Origin of the sequence: Pedobacter sp., from assembly GCF_039594775.1 — a bacterium.
Lineage (GTDB): Bacteria > Bacteroidota > Bacteroidia > Sphingobacteriales > Sphingobacteriaceae > Pedobacter.
Genome location: NZ_JBCNMT010000003.1, coordinates 31,572 through 53,021 on the forward strand (window position 1 = coordinate 31,572; position 21,450 = coordinate 53,021).

18 protein-coding genes are annotated in these 21,450 nt (G+C 38.1%); 9 read left to right on the forward strand and 9 right to left on the reverse strand.

The window, feature by feature from the left end:
* Positions 1-24 precede the first annotated feature (24 nt).
* Together ABDV71_RS09615 and ABDV71_RS09620 are read right to left on the reverse strand one after the other, a co-directional pair.
* On the reverse strand, positions 25-1,398 hold the full coding sequence (locus tag ABDV71_RS09615) for a hypothetical protein (protein WP_343532236.1): 1,374 nt from the start codon (positions 1,396-1,398) through the stop codon (positions 25-27).
* Between the two features lie 31 nt (positions 1,399-1,429).
* Positions 1,430-2,329, reverse strand: coding sequence for a hypothetical protein (locus ABDV71_RS09620; protein WP_343532237.1), 900 nt, complete (start codon positions 2,327-2,329; stop codon positions 1,430-1,432).
* 105 nt (positions 2,330-2,434) lie between these two features.
* Here ABDV71_RS09620 and proS point away from each other — a divergent pair, with 105 nt between their 5' ends.
* The 6 genes from proS (at position 2,435) to ABDV71_RS09650 (ending at position 12,767) form a co-directional block, all read left to right on the forward strand.
* Complete coding sequence (proS, locus tag ABDV71_RS09625; protein WP_343532238.1) at positions 2,435-3,907, forward strand: proline--tRNA ligase; 1,473 nt, start codon at positions 2,435-2,437, stop codon at positions 3,905-3,907.
* Positions 3,908-3,989: 82 nt separating this feature from the next.
* Positions 3,990-4,685: a hypothetical protein gene (locus ABDV71_RS09630; RefSeq protein ID WP_343532239.1), complete on the forward strand. Its 696-nt coding sequence runs from the start codon at positions 3,990-3,992 to the stop codon at positions 4,683-4,685.
* Positions 4,686-4,755: 70 nt separating this feature from the next.
* Positions 4,756-5,895, forward strand: a complete 1,140-nt coding sequence (locus ABDV71_RS09635; RefSeq protein ID WP_343532240.1) for a cystathionine gamma-synthase — start codon at positions 4,756-4,758, stop codon at positions 5,893-5,895.
* A gap of 82 nt (positions 5,896-5,977) precedes the next feature.
* A complete protein-coding gene (locus tag ABDV71_RS09640; RefSeq protein ID WP_343532241.1) occupies positions 5,978-6,838 on the forward strand; it encodes a TIGR02757 family protein in 861 nt (286 codons plus the stop codon).
* A 34-nt stretch (positions 6,839-6,872) separates the two neighbouring features.
* On the forward strand, positions 6,873-7,889 hold the full coding sequence (locus tag ABDV71_RS09645; RefSeq protein ID WP_343532242.1) for an AraC family transcriptional regulator: 1,017 nt from the start codon (positions 6,873-6,875) through the stop codon (positions 7,887-7,889).
* A gap of 81 nt (positions 7,890-7,970) precedes the next feature.
* Entirely contained in the window at positions 7,971-12,767 is a 4,797-nt protein-coding gene (locus ABDV71_RS09650; protein ID WP_343532243.1) for a T9SS type A sorting domain-containing protein, read from the forward strand.
* A 108-nt stretch (positions 12,768-12,875) separates the two neighbouring features.
* On the opposite strand, the gene ABDV71_RS09655 is transcribed toward ABDV71_RS09650, so the two are convergent.
* A complete protein-coding gene (locus ABDV71_RS09655) occupies positions 12,876-13,265 on the reverse strand; it encodes a GreA/GreB family elongation factor (RefSeq protein ID WP_343532244.1) in 390 nt (129 codons plus the stop codon).
* Positions 13,266-13,884: 619 nt separating this feature from the next.
* On the opposite strand from ABDV71_RS09655, the gene ABDV71_RS09660 reads away from it, so the two are divergent.
* Together ABDV71_RS09660 and ABDV71_RS09665 are read left to right on the forward strand one after the other, a co-directional pair.
* Entirely contained in the window at positions 13,885-14,397 is a 513-nt protein-coding gene (locus tag ABDV71_RS09660; RefSeq protein ID WP_343532245.1) for a YdeI/OmpD-associated family protein, read from the forward strand.
* A 67-nt stretch (positions 14,398-14,464) separates the two neighbouring features.
* A complete protein-coding gene (locus ABDV71_RS09665) occupies positions 14,465-14,914 on the forward strand; it encodes a hypothetical protein (protein ID WP_343532246.1) in 450 nt (149 codons plus the stop codon).
* A 76-nt stretch (positions 14,915-14,990) separates the two neighbouring features.
* Here the strand turns inward: ABDV71_RS09665 and ABDV71_RS09670 are convergent, their stop codons facing one another.
* From ABDV71_RS09670 to pdxH, 4 genes are all read right to left on the reverse strand, one after another.
* A complete protein-coding gene (locus tag ABDV71_RS09670) occupies positions 14,991-15,716 on the reverse strand; it encodes a polyprenol monophosphomannose synthase (RefSeq protein ID WP_343532247.1) in 726 nt (241 codons plus the stop codon).
* A 262-nt stretch (positions 15,717-15,978) separates the two neighbouring features.
* The gene (locus ABDV71_RS09675) at positions 15,979-16,461 is read right to left on the reverse strand and encodes a hypothetical protein (protein ID WP_343532248.1); all 483 of its coding nucleotides are present in this window, start codon (positions 16,459-16,461) and stop codon (positions 15,979-15,981) included.
* Between the two features lie 48 nt (positions 16,462-16,509).
* Positions 16,510-17,973, reverse strand: a complete 1,464-nt coding sequence (locus ABDV71_RS09680; RefSeq protein ID WP_343532249.1) for a peptide MFS transporter — start codon at positions 17,971-17,973, stop codon at positions 16,510-16,512.
* Positions 17,974-18,077: 104 nt separating this feature from the next.
* Positions 18,078-18,728, reverse strand: a complete 651-nt coding sequence (pdxH, locus tag ABDV71_RS09685) for a pyridoxamine 5'-phosphate oxidase (protein WP_343532250.1) — start codon at positions 18,726-18,728, stop codon at positions 18,078-18,080.
* Between the two features lie 115 nt (positions 18,729-18,843).
* Between pdxH and ABDV71_RS09690 the strand changes: the two genes are divergently transcribed.
* On the forward strand, positions 18,844-19,407 hold the full coding sequence (locus ABDV71_RS09690) for a YqgE/AlgH family protein (protein ID WP_343532251.1): 564 nt from the start codon (positions 18,844-18,846) through the stop codon (positions 19,405-19,407).
* Positions 19,408-19,510: 103 nt separating this feature from the next.
* Here the strand turns inward: ABDV71_RS09690 and purE are convergent, their stop codons facing one another.
* Positions 19,511-19,993 carry a 5-(carboxyamino)imidazole ribonucleotide mutase gene (purE, locus tag ABDV71_RS09695; RefSeq protein ID WP_343532252.1) on the reverse strand — a complete coding sequence of 161 codons (483 nt, stop codon included), beginning with the start codon at positions 19,991-19,993 and terminating at the stop codon, positions 19,511-19,513.
* Positions 19,994-20,080: 87 nt separating this feature from the next.
* Positions 20,081-21,220 (reverse strand): 5-(carboxyamino)imidazole ribonucleotide synthase, encoded by a 1,140-nt coding sequence (locus tag ABDV71_RS09700; protein WP_343532253.1) that lies wholly within the window; start codon positions 21,218-21,220, stop codon positions 20,081-20,083.
* Between the last annotated feature and the right edge of the window lie 230 nt (positions 21,221-21,450).

The window sequence follows — 21,450 nt, forward strand, 5'->3', positions numbered from 1 at the left end:
TTTCTGTTTCAAGTCTTTTGAAATTTAAAATCTTACCCCAAAAGTTAAGAACACGTTGTTTTTGTTATTTTTTGCTTGTGCAACGGGCTCATTATAATCTTGTAATAAATAAGGACTAAAAGTTGCGTTGGTTTCTACGCGTTGGTAAGCAACATCAAAATAATAGTTCTTATCTCTGTATCCAATGCCTCCAGAGTAAAATTTACTTTGAAATAAATTTTTGCTGTCATCTTTGTAAGCGGTTCCGTTAATGCCATAACCACCTCTTAAGCTTACCAGATCTGTTACTTTTACCTCTGCACCAACACGATAATTCACAGCGCTTTTGTAATTCGCTTTGACATCATTATTGGCATTATTGATTTCGCCAATACCAACTCCGTCAATACTTGAAAAACGCATGCTTGAATAATCAATAAAATCCACATCGGCAGAAATAAATGCTCTATTAGCAATTACATAGCTAGCTCCGAGCGAGCCTTTAAGAGGGGTGCGCAGGTTATAGCTATAATCATAAATTTCTTCATTTAAAACCGCTTTATCCGAACTGCTTCCTGCACTGCGATCATCAATATTGAACCAGGTTGGTGTTTGTAAGTTCATCCCAATTCTAAACTCGCTAACAGGTCTGAAAATTACACCAATTCGACCGTTAACTCCAGATCCTTTAGCTTCTTGGTTTTGATAATAATCAACAGCATAGTTTTCTACATTTCCTTTTTCGTAAAGGTGCATGTCGTTATTCATGTTAATACTTACCAAGCCTAAATTAGCACCAATATAAATTTGGTTGGAGATGTTGATTGCTCCAGCAATACTAAATTCAGATACAGAACCAGAACGAATTACATTTGCTTGTTGTGTATTTCCCAATGTTCCAGCATTCTCCTCATAAAACATATTGTAAACAGAACTGGTGTTGTTCGTTCCTGAAAAGCTAGATTCCAACCCGTAATCATTATTGCGGTTATAACCCAATCCCACGGAGGCACTGATTACTCCTTTCTGGGTGTCTTGGCCTTTCGATCTATAGGTGGGCATGTGAAATACCACCCCAATTTGGTTTAAATTAATTTGACTTTTATTACTGGAAGTAGTATTGTTCAAATAATCAGCTTTGATATTGGTGCCATTAAATTCTGGAGTGAGTACAAATTCAGAACGCGTAAACAAACCTAGGCCAGCAGGGTTCCCTCCTAAGGAACTGATATCTCCACCCACCCCAATTTGGGCATTTCCCATACCTTTAAACCTTGCTGAACTACCATAATTTGTTTGCGAAAACCTTAATCCATCACCGGCATAGGTAGGTAATATGATAGGTTGTGGGGTAGTTTGCGCGTAAGCGTAGTTAGCAGTAGCTGCCGCTACTACTAACACTGATAATATCTTTTTCATTGAATTGCGATAAATAATTTAGAAAACAAACTTAGCCTCTACCTCCACTACGTGTTGGACGGCTACTTCCACTACTGCTACCACTACTTCCACTACCGCTACTTGCAGGAGGAGAAGATGGTCTTGAAGGTGGAGTATAGCTTTCTCTAGTAGGTGAAGACGGTCTGCTACCTTCACTAGTTCTGCTAGGTCTTCCACCTCCATTTGAGTTAGAAGTTCTATCTGGTCTAGAAACAGTACCGTTATTAGCTGGGTTATAGCTTTGTGGTCTAGGTCTTCCTACGCCATCACCGATATTTCCTCTGTCAGAACCTACATATCTTCCTGAAGAAGGTCTTGCAGTACTACTTCCCATTCTCGATGGTCTAGGCCTATAGTTCTCGTTTCTAACGATAGTGGAGCCTCCCCAGCCACCACCCCAGTAGCCACCGCCCCAATAACCGCCACCCCAGTAGCCTCCTCCCCAGCCACCAAACCAAGGGTTGTAGTAGGAGTAAGGGCCCCAAGTGTTCCAGTAATAAGGACTGCCGTAATATCCCCAATAAGTGTAAGGGTTATTCCAACGATTAAAGCCCCATCCGTAGTTAAAGCCTAATGATAAATCATAAGGGTTGTACCACGAATTGTAACCATAGAAGTTGTAGTAATCATCAAAATATACCCGGTTAGGGCTGCCATAGTAAAATCTATCAATCCTAGAGGCGTAATCCATGTCGTAACTTTGGTCGCTCGGTCTGTAATTAGGATCGGTATGTGATGTATCTATTTGAGCCGTTTGTACTGGAGGCGAGTACTTGTAAACCCGAGCCTGCGCAGTCGTATTGTACACATCATCGGCACTGTTGTTTTGTGCCATTTTTTGTGTAGAACATGACGCAACTAACAAGGCAGTTGCGGCAAGTGTGCTGGTGAAAAAATGATTGACTCTCATTGTATTTAGTTTTATTTGTGTGCTAAAATAAATTGTGACTATAAATTTATAGCTTTGTAGCCATCAATACAAGATATTTAACACAAAAAACGTTCCAAATAAGTTATGAGCAAAGGTATTACGAGTAAAAGTGAAGATTATTCGCAGTGGTATAACGAAATTGTTATAAAGGCCGATCTGGCAGAACATTCGTCAGTAAAGGGCTGTATGGTAATTAAGCCGTATGGTTACTCTATCTGGGAGAAAATGCAAGCGGTTTTAGACCATAAATTCAAAGAAACAGGTCACACAAATGCTTACTTTCCCTTGTTCATTCCCAAATCTTATTTTTCTAAAGAAGCTGCCCACGTAGACGGCTTTGCTACGGAATGTGCCGTTGTGACACATTATCGTTTAAAGAATGATGGTCAAGGTAACATCATTGTAGATGAAGAAGCGAAATTAGAAGAAGAACTGATTGTTCGTCCGACCTCAGAAACCATCATATGGAATACTTACAAAGGTTGGATCCAATCATACCGTGATTTACCTTTGTTGATCAACCAATGGGCCAATGTGGTGCGCTGGGAAATGAGAACCCGTTTGTTCTTACGTACCACAGAATTTTTGTGGCAAGAAGGACATACTGCACACGCTACTTCTGAAGAGGCGATTGAAGAGACGGAGAAAATGTTGGATGTGTATGCCGATTTCGCTGAAAATTGGATGGCCGTTCCAGTGGTAAAAGGCAGAAAGACAGAAACTGAGCGTTTTGCGGGTGCTTTAGATACTTACTGTATCGAAGCTTTGATGCAAGATGGTAAGGCTTTGCAAGCAGGAACTTCTCACTTTTTGGGTCAAAATTTTGCGAAAGCATTTGATGTTAAATTCACTAACAAAGAAGGTAAACAGGATTACGTTTGGGCAAGTTCATGGGGTGTTTCCACTCGTTTAATGGGGGCCTTAATTATGGCGCACAGCGATGACAGCGGTTTGGTACTTCCTCCAAAGTTGGCGCCAATCCAAGTGGTAATTGTACCTATTCATAAAGGCGAAGAAGAGCTTCAAAAAATATCATCATTTGTAGATGAATTGCTTCCAAGACTAAAAGGTTATGGAATTTCTGTGAAATATGATGACAGAGATAGTCAACGTCCCGGATTTAAGTTTGCTGAATATGAATTGAAAGGTGTGCCTATTCGTTTGGCAATTGGTGCTAGAGATATGGAAAATGGTACCGTTGAGCTTGCTCGTAGAGATACCAAGGAGAAATTCACTGTACCACAAGAAGGTTTGGCAGAGTATGTTTTCCAAATGTTGGCGCAAATCCAAGAGAATATCTTCAATAGAGCGTTGAAATTTAGAGACGAGCATATCACCGAAGCAAATTCATACGAAGAATTTAAAGAGCTATTGGAAACCAAAACAGGTTTTATTGCTGCGCATTGGGACGGTACCGCCGAAACGGAGAAACGCATTAAGGAAGAAACCAAAGCTACTATCAGATGTATTCCTTTAGACAATAAGTTGGAAGACGGCGTTTGTATTTTAACAGGCAACCCATCAAAACAACGCGTATTGTTTGCGAAAGCTTATTAAGTTATAGGTGTTAAATGAAAAGTTCGGGTGATTGGATTTTCAACCACCTAAAAAACCAAACACCACTAACCAGAATCTAAAAATGGAAACAACAAATTACCAGCTGATACTTGAAAAATTAGAAAGTAAAGCCTCTTTAAAACAGGAAATTTATAGAAATACAGTCGATGTTTTTGCAATTGCAAAAAAGGCGCTTTCAAAGCTAGCCTCTCGCTTGCATCAAGATTATACCGTTAAAGATCCGTCGGTTGAAGTGGCTTATAAAGATGCACATCAATTTGAAGCAGAACTTAAGTTCTCTGGCGATATGTTGTTGTTATCCATGCATAGTAACGTTTTTAATTTTGAAGAAGGACATCGGATTTATTCTACCAGCTATGTAAAAGCTAACCCTAGCTTGAGCTATTGTGGGGTCATCTACATTCATAACTTTTTAGCCGATTCGATTAAGTATAATCGCTTGGCGGATGAGGGTACTTTGGTCGCCAGAATTCTAATCAATAAAGAAAAACGTTTCATCGTAGAAGGTGAAGGACAATTGGGATTTTTATACGAAGCTTTTAGCGAAGCTGAAATTAATGAAGACGTATTGACCCATATTTTGGAATTGGCGGTGTTAGATTGTATAGAAACTGATTTGCAATTGCCACCTTATGCTACGGTTAAAGATATTACCCTGCATCAAAAGCAAACAACTTTAGCAGCCAGTGGTTATCCAACAGGAAAGCGCTTGGGCTATATGTTTAAATCTGAAGTGCAACAAAATAATAATTTATAATTAAATTGAACCACATAGATACATAGGTAGAGCGAAACGATGTGTCTATGTGGTTATAAAAAATATCGAAATGAAATTTGCAACCAAAGCTATACACGCTGGTCAGCATCCTGACCCAACCACTGGTGCGGTAATGACCCCAATCTATCAAACTTCAACTTATTGGCAGGCATCACCAGGAGAGCACAAGGGATACGAGTACTCCAGAGGTACCAACCCAACCCGTAAAGCACTGGAAGACTGTTTGGCAGCATTGGAAAATTGTAAGTTTGGTTTGGCTTTTAGCAGCGGAATGGGTGCTACCGATACTTTGTTGAGGTTGTTAAAGCCTGGTGATGAAGTGATTACGGGAAATGATTTGTACGGTGGTTCTTATCGTATTTTTACCAAGGTTTATCAAAACTATGGTATCAAGTTTCATTTCTTGGATTTATCGAAGCCAGAAAATATTACCCCATACATTAATGAGAAAACCAAATTGGTATGGATAGAAACACCTACCAATCCAACCATGCGTATCATTGATATTGAAGGGGTAGCCAAAATTACAAAGGCGCACAACATCCTTTTAACGGTTGATAACACCTTTGCCTCGCCTTATTTACAAAATCCAATTGATTTGGGTGCTGACGTGGTCATGCATTCGGTAACGAAATATATTGGAGGTCACTCTGACGTGGTAATGGGTGCTTTGTTGACCAATAACGAAGCTTTATACAAAGATTTGTTCTTCATTTACAATGCTTGTGGTGCCACACCAGGACCTCAAGATGCTTTCTTAGTATTAAGAGGAATTAAAACCTTGCACTTGCGTATGAAAGCGCATTGTGAAAATGGAGAGAAAGTGGCTCATTTCTTGAAAAACCATCCTAAAATTGACAAAATTTATTGGCCAGGTTTCGAAGAGCATCCTAATCACGATATTGCCAAAAAACAAATGCGTGGTTTCGGGGGCATGGTTTCGGTAACCTTAAAAGATGCTGATTTGCAAGAAACTTTCCGCATTGCTTCACGTTTCAAAGTATTTTCATTAGCGGAATCTTTAGGTGGTGTAGAAAGCTTAGTGAATCATCCAGTGAGCATGACCCATGGTTCAATTCCAAAAGAAGAACGTGAGAAAGTAGGGGTAACCGATAATTTATTACGTTTCAGCGTTGGCGTTGAAGATATTGATGACTTATTGGCGGATTTGGAACAAGCACTTGCGTAAGGTTTAATCGTTTAACTATAGGATTGGTTAATTGATTTGGTATCGATTAACCAATTCAACGATTTCTACAATTGACCAAATCATGCAAATTACAGATATTAAAGATTTTCTCGATGCTAAAGTAGCGCAGTATAATCGACCAAATTTCATTGAGAACGACCCAATCAGCATCCCGCATCAATACACGTTAAAACAAGACATCGAAATTGCCGCTTTTTTTGCGGCAATTTTAGCTTGGGGACAACGCAAAACCATCATCAATAAATGCAATGAATTATTGGCAAGAATGGATAATCAGCCGTATCAATTCATGCTCCATCATTCTGATGAAGATTTGAAAAGTTTGCTTGGTTTTAAGCACCGTACCTTTAACGATACCGATTTGCTTTACTTTGTGGCTTTCTTTCAGCAGCATTACCAGCAGTCTAACTCCTTGGAAACTGCTTTTATTCCCCAATCTTTAATTTATAGAACAGATTATTTGAGTGTTGAAGAGATCGCTTCGGGCTACGAATTGACTTCTTCTACCTGTTATACTTCCGATTTGGTCGTTGCTGATTTTACCATAGAAAAAGCTTTAAACCATTTCCGTTCTTACTTCTTTAGCTTGCCAGATTTTCCTCGTAGAACGGTTAAGCACGTGTCTTCGCCACTGCAAAAATCTACTTGTAAACGGTTAAATATGTTTTTAAGGTGGATGGTAAGGAAAGATAATTGTGGTGTTGATTTTGGGATTTGGAACACTTTACGTTCGACTGATTTAATATGTCCTTGTGACGTGCATGTAGACCGCGTAGCAAGACATTTCGGCTTAATCGAACGCAAGCAAACCGATTGGCTAACTGCGGTTGAACTGACTGAGCAATTAAAGGAATTTGATGCCAATGACCCTGTGAAATACGATTTTGCGTTATTTGGATTAGGAGTAGAGGGAGAGTTTTAATAAATTTATACCGCTGGCAACTCAAACTAAAAATATGGCTACTCCTCTTTCTTCGTGGCAAATGACCTATCCCGAAAAATTCATTGCAGCAGCAAGTACCATTCCAACGGTTTTGCACGATGATAAAAGGCAAGTTTTAATAGCCGATAGTCCCCAATTGAAAACTACTTTCCAATATGAAAAGATAGAAGAAGGCTGTTATTTGTTTGTGGTGGATATGACCGCACAAGAGAATACAGAAATTGAGTTGTTTGGAGATAGAAGCATTGAATATTATTGTTTATCCTATCAACTAATTAGAGGTGGAGTGAACAAAGTACCAGCAAAAGACAATGACCCTTTGCAAGCTAAAGCCATGTCGTTGCCACGTATCTGCAGTTTTTATAATAATGAATTTGATTATAAAACACTCTTTGAGCAAGATGCTGGTGTTAGAGCTTTTATTTTTTGCTTCACTAAAGAATGGCTGGGTAAAGGCATTGATTTTTCGGGAGTAGACCCAGAAGCTGATTTCCTAAAAGTGATCGAAAAAAAAATGGAAGGTTTAGCCTACTTCAGTGATAGTTTCTATAAAGATACCTTCGATGAATTGGACAGATTACTTACACAAGCTCAGCGATCACCAGTGTATGCCTTGGTAGTACGTAAATTATCACTCACGCTCATTGCCGATTTTTTTAGCATTGTAGCTGATCCAACTTCCATATTGAATGCTCCGCCGGTAAACCATGAATTTGATGGGGTTGAAAAAATAAAAATGCACTTAAATCAAAATTTCAAAAATGGTTTTCCTGGACTTTCGGCGTTAGCCTATATCGGAAATATGAGCGTTGCTTCCCTAAGAAGACATTTTGCGAGACAAATGGGCCACTCTGCTTTTGATTATTTTAGAGATGTACAAATGCGATACGCTTTTGAAAAATTGCAAAATGGTGCGCAAGTGAAACATGTGGCCGCGGAGTTAAATTTTAAAAGTTCTGCAAACTTTGGTAGAGCATTTAAAAAAGCTTATAAAATACTTCCTGCCGATGTGAAAACATTAAAGAAGTAATTCTGATCGTTGCACATATATGAGTGTTTTTTGAGCATATCGACTATCCTTAACTAGGTAGTTTTGCTGAAAAACTTGTGTATGAGGCATTTCTGCAATTACTTTAAAATTCATTTTTTATTTTTAATCTGGTTAGCCAACATCAGTAACGCATTTGCGCAGAGTAGACCAGCTATTCTATGGGAAAAAACTTATGGAGCTGTAAATACGGAACGTTTGTTTGGTGCCATTGCAACTGCCGATGGCGGCTTCCTTTTAGCGGGTACTAGCAATAGTCCAATTAATATGGATAAAACTTCGCAGGGCAATGGTAAAGTTGACGCATGGATAGTTAAACTTAATGCTTCTGGAGAAAAACTTTGGGATAAAAGTGTTGGTGGAACGGAAGATGATTACATTATTGATGTGAAAGCAACACCCGATGGAGGTTTTGTATTTGCAGGCTGGAGTAAATCGCCCATATCTGGCAATAAAAATTCTGTAAAAATGGGGCTTGAGGATGCCTGGGCCTTTAAATTAGATGCACTTGGCAATTTGTTATGGGATAAAACCTTTAATGGTGGCGGTCCTGATATCTTACAAAGTCAAACTAGATTCAATAGCGTAGCCATAACTAATGATGGACAATTGATCTTTGCGGCAAGTTCTTCAACGGATACTGGTAATCAAAAAACGGAGCCATCTAGAGGTGCTGACGACATTTGGCTTGTCAGAACAGACACCGATGGAAATATCATTTGGGATAAAACTTACGGATCCGCCAATGTAGAAGACATGCCGGTAGTGATTACCGCGGCCGATGGCGGATTTTTAGTAGGTTGTACTAGCCAAGGAGGTATAGGCGGCGATAGGACAGAAGCTTCAAGAGGTGCCGCCGATTACTGGATGGTTAAAACCGATTCACAGGGAAACAAGCAGTGGGATAAGCGCTTTGGAGGTATAGGGTTTGATGCTTTTTCCGATTTGTTGCAAACACCCGATGGAGGCTATGTGCTAGCGGGTTATAGTTCATCAGGCGTGGGTGGCGATAGAGCTGCATTGAAGAAGAATAATTTTGATTATTGGATCGTAAAGATTGCCGCCGATGGAAGCCAACAATGGGATAAGTCCTACGGGACTTATAATAATGCAACCAGCCAATTGATGAAAATGAGCGCTGTTAGCGACGGTTTTTTGCTAGCAGGAAATATAAATAGCGTAGGAATAAAAGGGGATAAAAGTGAAAATGGTTGGAGAGATGAAGATATTTGGATTGTGAAGATAGATGTTAACGGAAATAAGCTCTGGGATAAAACTTTAGGCTCGTATGGGCAAGATTATGCGAAAGCTATTATCCCATTGGCAAATCAAGACATATTGGTGGCCGGATACAGCGATTCGTCCGGAGGCGACAAAGCTGCTTATAAATCGGGGATTGATTATTGGGCGATTAAGCTGATCGGAAACACTTTAGCTATCGACCAAAGTTCTATCCTAACTAGTTATGAACGAGGTAAAGCTTACACCATCGCTTATCAATCAAAACAAAATTTCGATAGCAATAACGAGATCAAGGTTTACTTATCAGATGCTGATGGTAACTTTGTCAATGAGCGTGAGATAGGCTGGATGTATACAACCCGTTCTTCAGGTGAAATTAACTTTCATTTGCCTTATCAATTGCCTGAGGGTAATCACTATAAATTGCGAGTTAAATCTTCCTCGCCGCAAGAAACAACAGTCGAAATGGCCATACAAATTAGCGGAACCATAAAAAACGTTATTCCAGCATCTTGTAATCCTACACTTACTGATCCTAATTTATCACCGAATAAGGGTATCATGAGTGTGAAACTGAATACATTATCACATTACTCAGCAATCAATAATGCCACTTCTTCAAATACTTATGTCAATTATGCAAATGATTTGGGAACTTATCTTAACTACCAAAAGGCGTATGTTTTAGAGCTAAGAGCTTTTAAGCTACAAAAGATGACCGTTTTTGTCGATGTAAATAATAATGGCATTTTTGATGCGAATGAACTGATTTATTCTTCAAGAGAGGCACTCGGACCTGACGAAATATCAATACATTATGTTTATTTTTCAATCAATCAGCCAGGAGTAGTATTTGATACGCCCCTAAGACTTCGGGTGATAGCTGACCAAGCAAATGGCCCAACCAATAGTTGTGTAATCAAAGGTGGGCAAATTAAAGATTACTATGTAGTCATCAAGCCACCACTTCATCCAAGTCCCGAAGGAATTTTGTTTGTAGATAAAAGCAAAATAGAGACCAGCACGTCTGGCGATAACTGGGCAACGGCAATAAATGACTTAAACTTAGCAATTAATCATGCCCAAGCTGATAACCAAGTGAAGCAAATTTGGGTAGCTAAGGGAACTTATGTACCATCATTATCTGGGGATAGATATTCTTTCTTTACGCTTCCTTCTGGAGTTAAATTGATTGGTGGATTTGCGGGCACTGAAAGCTCTCCAACCGAAAGAAACTTAGCTGCCAATGTCACCACATTATCTGGCGACTTAAATCAAAATGACCAAGAAGGTTATTTCAGGTATGATGACAACAGTTATCATATTCTTTATCTGAAAGATGTTAATGCTCAAACTTTGATAGATGGTTTTACCTTTGTTTCCGGATGTTCAAATGGCATCGGTTTTAATGGATTAATCGAAGACAAAAAAGGGCCTGCTATTTATAACTACAACAGTTTGGCCGAGATACAGAACTGCATTTTTACCAATAATTATGCAGAATATGATGGCGCAGGTGTTTTTAATACCGCTAACAGCCATGTAAAAATTACCAATAGTTTATTTTATAAGAATTGGGCAAATTATGGTGGTGCTATTTTAAATACCGCAAATAGTTCTTCAGATGTTCTTCATTGTACGTTTGCCAATAACGTGGTGGCAGGTGTAGGTAATGGGGCAGCGATTTATAATCAAAATTCTCCTGCTGGATTTTTACGAAATAGTATTGTTTGGAACAATAGACCAAATGGGCAGATCATCAATGAAAACAGCGCAAATTTTGTAGTAAGAGATAATATTATTTCTGGTGGATATGACAGCCAAGATGCAATCAATCATATTTATAATTTAAATCCAGTCTTCATTTCGGAAACTACAGACGATTATCGCATTGCAAACGGTAGCCCTGCACAAGGCAAGGGAGAGTTGAGTATTGTTCCCGCTTCATTGAAAATAGATTTGATTGGTAATCAAAGGGTTTTAGGGCCAAAGCCAGATTTAGGAGCATACGAGTTTGAAGGTGTAAAACCTATTTACCAGTCTTATCCATTGGTACGTAAAATTTATGGAGAGCAAGATTTTCAACTGGTGAATCCCGTTAGCTCCAGTTCAGGTTCCTTTACTTTTAAAATAATTAATGACCAGGAAGTGGTTGGTCTAAGTGGTAACACCGTAAGTATAAAAAAGCCTGGTTTTGCATTTGTGATGGCCGTGCAAGCTGCTACAGAGGTTTTTAAAGCAGATAGCTTGGTTTTTAGAGTGGATGTAGATAAGCGTATGCCCCAAATTACGGGTTATGCTCATCTTCAAAAAACGTACGGAGATAGTGATTTTCAAATTAATACACCAACTTCAAGCAGTAGTGGGACATTTACCTACAGTAGTAGCAATAGCAATATTGCCTCTATTTCAGGAAGTAATGTAACCATTCATGCTGCAGGAACCATTACTATTACGGCAACTCAGGCAGAAACAGACTATGATAAAGGAGCAAGCGTAAGTTTTACATTAACCGTAGGAAAAGCGCAAGCCAATTTAGTGCTTAAAGTAGACGACACCGTTTATACAGCAAGCGATGTAGTGAGTGCAAAATATGGCGATACACGTCTCTTTACCTTAGAAACCAATTCGGATATCGACTTTCAAAATATTCAATTTGATTTGTTAGACGACTATTTGGACCCCTATATTGATTTCACTAACATCCCGTTTATCAAGGCGATTAAAGTGGGGAATACCGAACTGGAAGTACGTATTCCAGAAACGGACAACTATTTTGGCGTATCACAACGTCTTGCACTTCAAATTTCAAAAGCTGCCCCGACCATTAATTTTGCTACCGTTCCAGCGTTAAAAGTAGGCGATGCCGACTATACCTTACAAGCTACGTCATCTGCTGGTTTGCCAGTTACATTCAACAGTAGCAATCCAAATATCGCTAGTGTTTATCAGGACTTAAACGGACAGTGGAAGTTGAAAGTTATGACCATGGGATCAGTAACTATTACAGCTAATCAAGATGCGAATCTCAATTATGAGGCAGCAGTAAGTACACAGCAAATCCAGATTACAGAAGATCCGCTACCCGTCAATCTGATCAGCTTTAATGCTAAGGCTACCGCTAATGGCGCTTTATTGGAATGGAAGACCGCTACAGAACGCAACAATGCAGCTTATCATATTTATAGAGCTACCAATGGGGTTTCATTTGTTAAAATTGCAGAGGTTAAAGGGAATGGGAACAGCGACAAAGTGAATGTTTATCAATATATAGATTCTAAGCCAATGATTGGTGTGAACTACTATCAGCTTTATCAAATTGATGATAATGGGGATCAACACGATTTGGGCATTAGAGATTTAAATTTTTCTGTAGATGGAACCAAAATCATTGCCTACCCAAATCCTACCTACGATGCGGTGACAGCTTCGTTTCCGCACAATAGTTACCAACACCTTGAGGTGATAGATATGAATGGAAAAAGATTGCAAAAACTGGAAATTAAACCAAGCGAAACGTCAATTAAGCTTAACTTAAGTGACTATCCAACGGGAATGTATTTTATCAGATTAATAGGAAATGCAATGGTAAACACTCAAAAAATCATCAAAAAATAAATATTAATCTGTCTGAAGCGCTCTTTAATTAAGCCTGCCATTTTTGGCAGGCTTTTTTTTGTTAGGTTTAATTTAAGGAATTGCTATTCAAAAGAAATACTCAATAGCCTACATCTTACTAACTTCCAAAATCTGGAGCATTTCCGTTCCCTCAGGAAATTCCCATTGTACAATTGCACCTGTAGTGTAACCTAAGGTAGCTATACCAATGGGCGAAAGAATAGATGTCTTGGAATTCTTTTTACGAGCTTTCTGTGGAGATACAAATTTTTGTTCTACTTCCTCGCCAGTTCTTAAGTTCTTTAGCTTTACCAAAGTATTGATGGCGACTACATTCTCAGGAAGTTCTTTACGAAGCACCTGTTTGGCATTTTTTAACTCCACAGCAAGCTTTTCAGCATTGCTTTTATTAAAGGTGTGTTTTTTGATTTGCTCTTTGAGTAAGTCGTAAATACCTGTGGTTAATATAATAGGAGTATTGGTGATTCCAATATTCATGATGAAAGAAATTAATGATTAATAAAAAGTTGGTCTTTTACCAACGGATGAATTTTGTGTAGCTTTCGCTTATTAAATTGATTATATAGGCCTTTTAACACAGCACTAACTGCAATAAAAATTAGAACCAATAATGGGTGTAAAAAAATAAGTGCTAAGAAAATAATAAAGACATCAACCATAATAATAAGCATGAAAGCAGCTTTTAGCAAGCGCATAACATGTTTAATTAAGTGTAAATGATTTTCCTTTTTTCAGATTTGTCCCTGCTTCGCTGTGAAGCTAGGGATTAATGTATAAAGTCCTTAGAACTTTTTAACAAGACATTTCCTAAGCTGTGAAAAATAGAAAGGAAGATATTATGCATGCGAAAACTGATACCTAACTGTTGTTTTAGGTAATTTTCAAGATTGATATGGTATAATCCGCTTTGCATATATCCTAAAAGTAGGGTTTATTTTGCTTAAAAGCCAATTTCAGTTAAATGATGACGGGATTATGCCAAATCTAGGGCTAATTTCTAGTTTGAGTCGAATTTGCTAGTCGTTGGCTTTCTATTTTGTTTCTTGAGTTTTGGTGGACATCATTTTCAAATCTGTATTTTTAGTTTTTACTTTATATGATGGTAAATTTCAAAGCAGAGATAGAAAAGTTTGAAAGCAATGGCGAGAAAACTGGGTGGAGCTATGTTTTTGTACCCGAAGAAATTGCACAACAGATTAAGCCCAATGACCGAAGAGGGATGCGGGTTCGTGGGGAGATAGACCAAGTGTCTATTCAAGGGAAAAGTTTAATTCCGATGGGTGGAGGAGATTTTATTTTAGCACTTGATGCAAAACTCCGTAAACAGTTACGGAAGGAGGAGGGAAATGTGGTTAATCTTTCTTTGGAACACGATGTAGATTTTAAGATTGAAATGCCCGAAGATTTAGAAGTTTGTTTAGCACAGGAAGACGGCTTGTTGGAGCATTTTCTTTCTTATACCAAAGCGCATCAAAACTATTTTATCAATTGGTTAAATACCGCCAAAACAGAAGCAACCAGAACCAAACGCTTGATTATGATTGTAGACGCGATGGCAAAAAAGCAGGATTTTGGTTTGATGCTGAGGAGCAATAAGAGGGAGAAATGATGTGATAATTGGATAATTAGCGAATTTGATAATGTCTAAACAACCAAAAAACTAACCAATTATTTTAATGCTAGAGAGAAGTAAAATGCAGAAAACTAATAGGACAATTCAAGTCTTAAAAATTGGTGTGGTGTTACTTTTCTTGTCTATGTTAACGATAAGGATTTATGTTAATCTTTCGCTAGGTATTCGTATCCGAGACCATGAAATCCTATGGCCTTTGTCTTTCATTTTTGTAACGTTTTATCAGTCAAAAGTGTCTTGGATATATGGAATATGTCTTTTTCTTTACGGGCTATGTTACTACTTCTTTGAAGCGCCAAATGCATCTGATTTAAAAGATTATGAATTTACGCAACCGCTAAGTGACCTCCTTTATCTTGATGAAGATGGTTATCATACAGGATATACTTTTCAGCGTTATCTTGGCGCTTTTCCGTTTCTATTTTATGTTGTTGGATTAATCGCTTTCCTAACAAATCCAATTAGAAGGAGATATTGGGTAAAGAATATTTAGCTCACTAAGGGAAAGCTTAAAAAGCTGTTATTAATGATTTCTAAACAACCAAAAAACTAACCAACCAACCAAACAACTATCTATTATAATTTCTGAACCAGCTATTCACCTTCATTTGGATAACCCCTAAAAATGCTTCTCGGAAAATACGGGTACTCATTTTCGAAGTTCCTTCGGTTCTGTCGGTGAAAATAATAGGCACTTCTACTACATTAAAACCGTATTTAATGGCGGTAAATTTCATCTCAATTTGAAAGGCATAACCTACAAATTTGATTTTTTCCATCGGGATGGTTTCCAGCACCTTTCTACGATAACACTTAAAACCTGCCGTTGCATCTTGGATATTAATGCCGGTAATGATGCGTACGTACATGGAAGCAAAATAAGACATCAACACCCTGCCCATTGGCCAATTTACGACGTTTACACCTTTCACATATCTGGAGCCAATAGCTACATCAGCACCATTTACGCAAGCTTCGCGTAATCTCACCAAATCATCAGGGTTGTGGGAGAAATCGGCATCCATTTCAAAAATGTACTCGTAGTTTCTTTCCAGCGCCCATTTAAAACCATGGATATAAGCAGTGCCTAATCCCAATTTTCCTTTGCGCTCCTCGATATGAAGCATGGGAAATTCGTTTTGCAAACCTTTTACAATTTGAGCAGTGCCGTCAGGGGAGCCATCGTCAATAATCAGGATTTCGAAATGATAGGGCAAAGAGAAAACCTTGCGAATAATCTTTTCAATATTCTCTTTTTCGTTATAAGTGGGGATGATGACTAGGCTGTCGGACACAGGTTGTTTACGATTTTAAATTTTACGAATTTCGATTTGCGAAAGTAACGAAATTAAGCTGATGTTTTTGCTAAGCTAATCCGTTAATTTGTGTTAAATGGTATTGAATTAATTTCAAGGCTGAGTGTTGAAGTTTTGCGTTCAATAATTATGAGCTAAAGCCAGTCGAGTTATTATTTTAAAAAGGGGCAATGTAAATACAGGGTAATGTATGGCAAAAAAGTAAAAACTTTTAGATAGGATTAATGGCATAATTAATAGATTAATTTTCTCTATAGTGCCATTTTTTTATTTCTTCTCTATAATCATCAATGTTGATTATTGCATTTTCAACAAGTTTGTCATCAATAATTTTTTTTCCGTCTGTGGATTTTGTGTAGGCTTTTATTTGTTTTGAAGGTAGATTTATTACGAATATAGAATCAAATGGTTTTCCACAATGATCACTGAAAAAATCTTTGTCAAGAATTATTTTTGATATTTTTTCGTCTTCATCTAAAAAATATCTTCCGATATACTTTCCACATTCAGGATTGGCATTGAATTCTATACCTTTAATTTTCCCATTTTTTATAAATGCATAAGTTGGATGTAAAAAATCTCCATCATATAAAACAGAATCAGAATTTGCTATATGGTTTTTAAATTCATTTTCAAATTCATGTCTTTTAAAAAATACTGAATCACAGCTAATTGTAAATAATAAGATAAAAATAAAATTTACTGATCTAATTATTTTTATCATTATAACGATTTAATTTTATCACAATTTTGTATTATTTAATGCAGATTACTACCTAATATCGCCCATCCATTTTTTCAATACAGGCACCAGTAAGAAGATAAACAAACCGATACCCGCCGAATAAATGGAAATTTGAAGCAACACGTTAGCGTAATAAGGCAACGACAGCACTGGGTTATTCGCTTCGATTACATTTTTAGGGATAGCCATCAAAGCACCAATTTTGCCAGCCAAAAACTCACCAATAGCTGTGAAAAAGAAGAAAATCCCCATCATTAAACCAACAATGTTCACTGGAGAAAGCTTCGTAATCATGGATAAGCCTACGGGAGAAATACACATCTCACCACAAATGATGAAGAAATACCCGCCTGCAAAGGCAAGCAAAGGAATTAAGCCATTACCTAAGCTAGCTTGACAGGCTAGATAGAAGGTGAAAAATCCAATGGCTACAAAAATGAAAGAAAGTGCAAATTTAGCTGGGGTAGAAGGTTCTAATCCTCGTTTATTTAGCCAAGGCCATAAAGCAGCAAAAATCAAACTCATGATGATTACCCATGCCGGTGGCAAAAAGTTGTTTACAGAAAGTGCTGGAAGTTCAACACCAAAAACGTGCATGTCTACATTCCGCATCGCGAATAAGTTTAATGAACCAGCATTTTGCTCATAAAAGGCCCAAAACAAGGTAGAAACCACAACTAAGGTTAATGCCGAAAGCAATTTAAATTTAGCCTCTTTCTCTAGCTTTGACGATAGATAAAGGATATAAGCCACAGATACTACAGCAAGTACCAGCATGATGCTATCCAACGCTTCGTAATAGTTAAAAAGCGTAACAATTAAAGGTAAGGCAAGTAAGGTAAGTAGATAGATGGCATGTTCTACCTTTAAAACGCCCGCTATTTTTTTGTTTAAATCGTTAGTAATGGGCAAGCCTTTTTCTTTGAGTGAAGCTTTTCCTATGATGAAGATGATTAAGCCTAGTACCATAAAAATACCAGCCAAACCAAAACCAAAATGCCAGTTTATTTTTTGCCCAACGTAGCCACAAAGTAAACCACCTAAAGCTGCACCAATGTTAATGCCCATATAAAACAAAGAAAATGCACTATCTTTCTTTGGGTCGTTATTGTCGTACAAAGTTCCAACCAAGCTAGAAACGTTGGGTTTAAAGAAACCATTCCCGCAAATAATGAAAGCCATCCCGTAAAAGAAACTCCAATCCTGAGGGATAGCCAGTACAATGTGTCCAATGGCCATCATTACACCACCAAAAATAATCGCCCGTCGATAGCCCAAGAACTTATCGGCAAGCATACCGCCAAACATAGGCATGGTGTACACCAACGCTGAGTAAGCACCTAAAATGGCATAACCTTTTGGCTCATCAAATTTCAATTGCGTTACCATATAGGCTAAAAGCAAAGCTTTCATGCCGTAAAACGAAAAACGCTCCCACATTTCGGTGAAAAATAGAAGATAGAGCTGTTTAGGATGTTTTGCTTGGTTCATTATTTTTGGTTGGTTAGTTGGTTTGTTTTTTAGTTTGTTAGAATTTAGAGATGTACGCTTTGCACTTTCTACTTAACACTTTTAACTTTCTACTTTCTACTTTTCTACGGTGCTAAACGTTCAATTTTCCAGCTTCCGTTACTAAAAGTATATTTGATCCTATCGTGTAAACGACTTGAGCGTCCTTGCCAAAACTCAATTGATGTAGGTTTTACAATGTAACCGCCCCAGTGTGCTGGTTTTGGAATCGTTTTTCCTTCGTATTGTTTGGTCAATTCTTCCACTTTTTGTTCCAAAACATCTCTGTTAGGAATTACTTGACTTTGAGGCGAGGCGATAGCCCCAATTTGACTTCCTTGCGGACGGGAATTGAAATATTGCTCGGAAGTTTCCTTGTCCAACTTTTCAATTCTGCCTTCAATTCTCACCTGACGTTCCAGTTCAGCCCAGAAAAAGACCAAGCAAGCATAAGGATTCTTCTTTATTTCTTTACCTTTTTGACTCAGATAATTGGTGTAAAAGCTAAAGCCATTTTCGTCAAAGCCTTTTAACAACACAATTCTGGCATTCGGTCGTGCACTTTTATCTACGGTAGCCAGTGTCATCACGTTAGGCTCAAAAATTTCGGCATTCACCGCATCTTCAAACCATTTTTCAAACTGCGCTATTGGATTTTTAACTACATCTTTTTCACTTAACTCGGCAGCTTTATAGTCTTGCCTTAAGTTTTGTATCATTTCTTTACTGACCTTCATGAAGCAAAAATAGCTTTTGTTAGTGATAAAGTTTTTAATATTTAAGTAGAAATATGTGACCTGTGCGCACAATCATATTTGGAGACTTGCGAATATTTTTTGTTATTTTACCAATATGTTAAGCTTGTTAGAACCATCAGTAGGAAAATTGTTGATTTCGGAACCTTTTTTGGCCGATCCCAATTTTAAGCGCTCGGTGGTTTTATTGACGGAACATAACGAAGAGGGTTCTGTTGGTTTTATTTTGAATCAGCCGAGTAATTTAGTCGTAAAGGACCTAATTCCAGATTTATGGATGGCTGATTTTCAAGTGTTTATTGGCGGGCCAGTAGAGGTAGATACCGTTCATTTCATCCATCGTTGTTTTGACAAAATGGATAGCGGCGAGGAAATTATGCCTGGTTTGTACTGGGGCGGTGATTTTGAAACCCTTAAATTGTTGGTGAACAACAACACCATACAGGAAGATGAAGTTAAATTTTTCCTTGGCTATTCAGGCTGGAGCAACCACCAGTTAGAAGAGGAGATAGCTACCAATACTTGGATTGTTTCAGACCAATACCATCAAGACACTATCTTTTCTCATAATGAAGAAGAGCTGTGGAAAGAGGTGATTATTAACTTAGGCCCCAAATATGCTCATGTGAGCAATTTCCCTGTTGACCCTAATTTGAATTAGATAGACGAAAGCCGTAAGACAGAAAAAGTCCGAAAGTTTACCTTTCAGACTTCCAAATTCTATTCTCCCCAACTTACGGACTATTAGCTTCCTGACTTGCGGACTAACCTTCCATTTCAGCGGCAGTTTCCTCCACCTTTTGCCTCAAATCATCTTTGTAGGCTTGCATTTTCTCAGCTAATTCTGGCTTTGCAGTAGACAAGATTTGTACGGCCAATAAACCTGCATTTTTTGCCGCATTTAAAGCCACGGTGGCCACGGGAATACCGTTTGGCATTTGCAAAATAGAAAGAATACTATCCCAGCCATCAATGGAGTTGGATGATTTTACAGGAACGCCAATCACAGGAACAGTAGTAATGGAAGCCACCATGCCAGGCAAATGTGCTGCACCACCAGCACCAGCAATAATGACCTTAATGCCACGACTTGCTGCTTCTTTAGCATAATTGAACATTCTGTCTGGCGTTCTGTGCGCAGAAACTACCGTAATTTCAAAATCAACACCAAAGGCTTTGCAAATATCTGCTGCATCTTGCATAACTGGCAGATCAGATTTGCTGCCCATGATAATACCAACTTTCATCTTTTTATTTAGTTTTTTGGGAATTTGGTTTTTGGTTGTTTAGCACCACTTGCCAAATCCTTGTTCTTTGATCCTTGTTCTTTACTCCTAAGAGATTACTTTCAACGTTTGCTGTACAAACCTTGCTTTTTCAATAGCCTTTTCGCGGTTTTGGTCAATAATGGTTAAGTGGCCCATTTTACGGAAAGGCTTGGTGTATTTTTTGCCATATAAATGCACGTAAACTCCATCTATAGACAAGATTTTCTCCAATCCATCGTATTTAGCAACGCCATTATGACCTTTTTCGCCCAATACGTTTACCATAATCGCATTCGAAATAGAACGAGTATCTCCCAAAGGCAAGTTAAAAATAGCTCTTAAATGTTGTCCAAACTGCGAAACGTAGTTCCCTTCAATGGTTTGGTGGCCACTATTATGCGGACGAGGAGCTAATTCATTCACCAAAATATCACCATGTTTGGTAATAAACATCTCTACTGCTAAAATACCCGTGATATTTAATGCCGCGGCAATGTCTCTGGCAATTTTTTCGGCCCTTTCCTGTATACTTTCAGGGTAGGTAGAAGGCGAAATCAAGAACTCCACCAAATTAGCTTCCGGATTAAACTCCATTTCAACCATTGGAAAAGTTTTTACATCTCCATTGGCATTACGAGCCACAATCACTGCAATTTCCTTTTCAAAATGAACCAATTCTTCAATTAAAGTTGGAGCATTAAAAGCATTTTGTACATCGTTGACATCGTTTATTTTCATTACCCCTTTTCCATCATAACCATCTTTACGAAGTTTTAAGATGTAAGGGAACTGAAATTTACCATTGGTCAAATCATCCTTAGAGTTCACCAACATAAACGGTGCTGTAGGAATGTCGTTTTCCTTAAAAAACTGCTTTTGGATACCTTTATCTTGTATCAGTCGGATGACACGCGATTGAGGGTAGACTTTTTTACCTTCTTTTTCCAGTTGCTCCAAGGCTTCCACATTTACCTTCTCAATTTCAATGGTAATAATGTCGGCCTTTTTACCAAAATTATAAACCGTATCGTAGTCGGTAATGGAACCGTTTTCGAAGTAATTAGCGATGTGTTTACATGGCGCATCAGCATCTGGGTCGAGCACTAAAGTGGTCAAATTGTAGTTAATTGCTTCTTGAATCAACATCCTGCCCAACTGTCCGCCGCCTAAAATACCTAGTTTTAACTCGCTAATCTGTTTTGCCATTATTTATCGCTTGAATTTGCACAAAAATAGCAAAAATAAGTATATGCTTAGGTCAAATTACATATTAGATTGGCATTAGAAACGCAACATTGGTGCTACTTTTTCACAAAAGTCCTGCTTTCCGTTTCAATCTTTTTGTGGCCATCTCCAAACCTCATAGGTTTACTAGTATGATGCAAATTAAACCTATGAGGTTTTTCCAAAGGCAAAAAAGTATTTCCACTCCAATC

Excerpts from the sequence above, each read along its gene's own strand:
- ABDV71_RS09615 (WP_343532236.1), bottom strand. The coding sequence starts at position 1,398 with ATGAAAAAGATATTATCAGTGTTAGTAGTAGCGGCAGCTACTGCTAAC.
- ABDV71_RS09620 (WP_343532237.1), bottom strand. The coding sequence starts at position 2,329 with ATGAGAGTCAATCATTTTTTCACCAGCACACTTGCCGCAACTGCCTTG.
- proS (WP_343532238.1), top strand. The coding sequence starts at position 2,435 with ATGAGCAAAGGTATTACGAGTAAAAGTGAAGATTATTCGCAGTGGTAT.
- ABDV71_RS09630 (WP_343532239.1), top strand. The coding sequence starts at position 3,990 with ATGGAAACAACAAATTACCAGCTGATACTTGAAAAATTAGAAAGTAAA.
- ABDV71_RS09635 (WP_343532240.1), top strand. The coding sequence starts at position 4,756 with ATGAAATTTGCAACCAAAGCTATACACGCTGGTCAGCATCCTGACCCA.
- ABDV71_RS09640 (WP_343532241.1), top strand. The coding sequence starts at position 5,978 with ATGCAAATTACAGATATTAAAGATTTTCTCGATGCTAAAGTAGCGCAG.
- ABDV71_RS09645 (WP_343532242.1), top strand. The coding sequence starts at position 6,873 with ATGGCTACTCCTCTTTCTTCGTGGCAAATGACCTATCCCGAAAAATTC.
- ABDV71_RS09650 (WP_343532243.1), top strand. The coding sequence starts at position 7,971 with ATGAGGCATTTCTGCAATTACTTTAAAATTCATTTTTTATTTTTAATC.
- ABDV71_RS09655 (WP_343532244.1), bottom strand. The coding sequence starts at position 13,265 with ATGAATATTGGAATCACCAATACTCCTATTATATTAACCACAGGTATT.
- ABDV71_RS09660 (WP_343532245.1), top strand. The coding sequence starts at position 13,885 with ATGATGGTAAATTTCAAAGCAGAGATAGAAAAGTTTGAAAGCAATGGC.
- ABDV71_RS09665 (WP_343532246.1), top strand. The coding sequence starts at position 14,465 with ATGCTAGAGAGAAGTAAAATGCAGAAAACTAATAGGACAATTCAAGTC.
- ABDV71_RS09675 (WP_343532248.1), bottom strand. The coding sequence starts at position 16,461 with ATGATAAAAATAATTAGATCAGTAAATTTTATTTTTATCTTATTATTT.
- ABDV71_RS09680 (WP_343532249.1), bottom strand. The coding sequence starts at position 17,973 with ATGAACCAAGCAAAACATCCTAAACAGCTCTATCTTCTATTTTTCACC.
- pdxH (WP_343532250.1), bottom strand. The coding sequence starts at position 18,728 with ATGAAGGTCAGTAAAGAAATGATACAAAACTTAAGGCAAGACTATAAA.
- ABDV71_RS09690 (WP_343532251.1), top strand. The coding sequence starts at position 18,844 with ATGTTAAGCTTGTTAGAACCATCAGTAGGAAAATTGTTGATTTCGGAA.
- purE (WP_343532252.1), bottom strand. The coding sequence starts at position 19,993 with ATGAAAGTTGGTATTATCATGGGCAGCAAATCTGATCTGCCAGTTATG.
- ABDV71_RS09700 (WP_343532253.1), bottom strand. The coding sequence starts at position 21,220 with ATGGCAAAACAGATTAGCGAGTTAAAACTAGGTATTTTAGGCGGCGGA.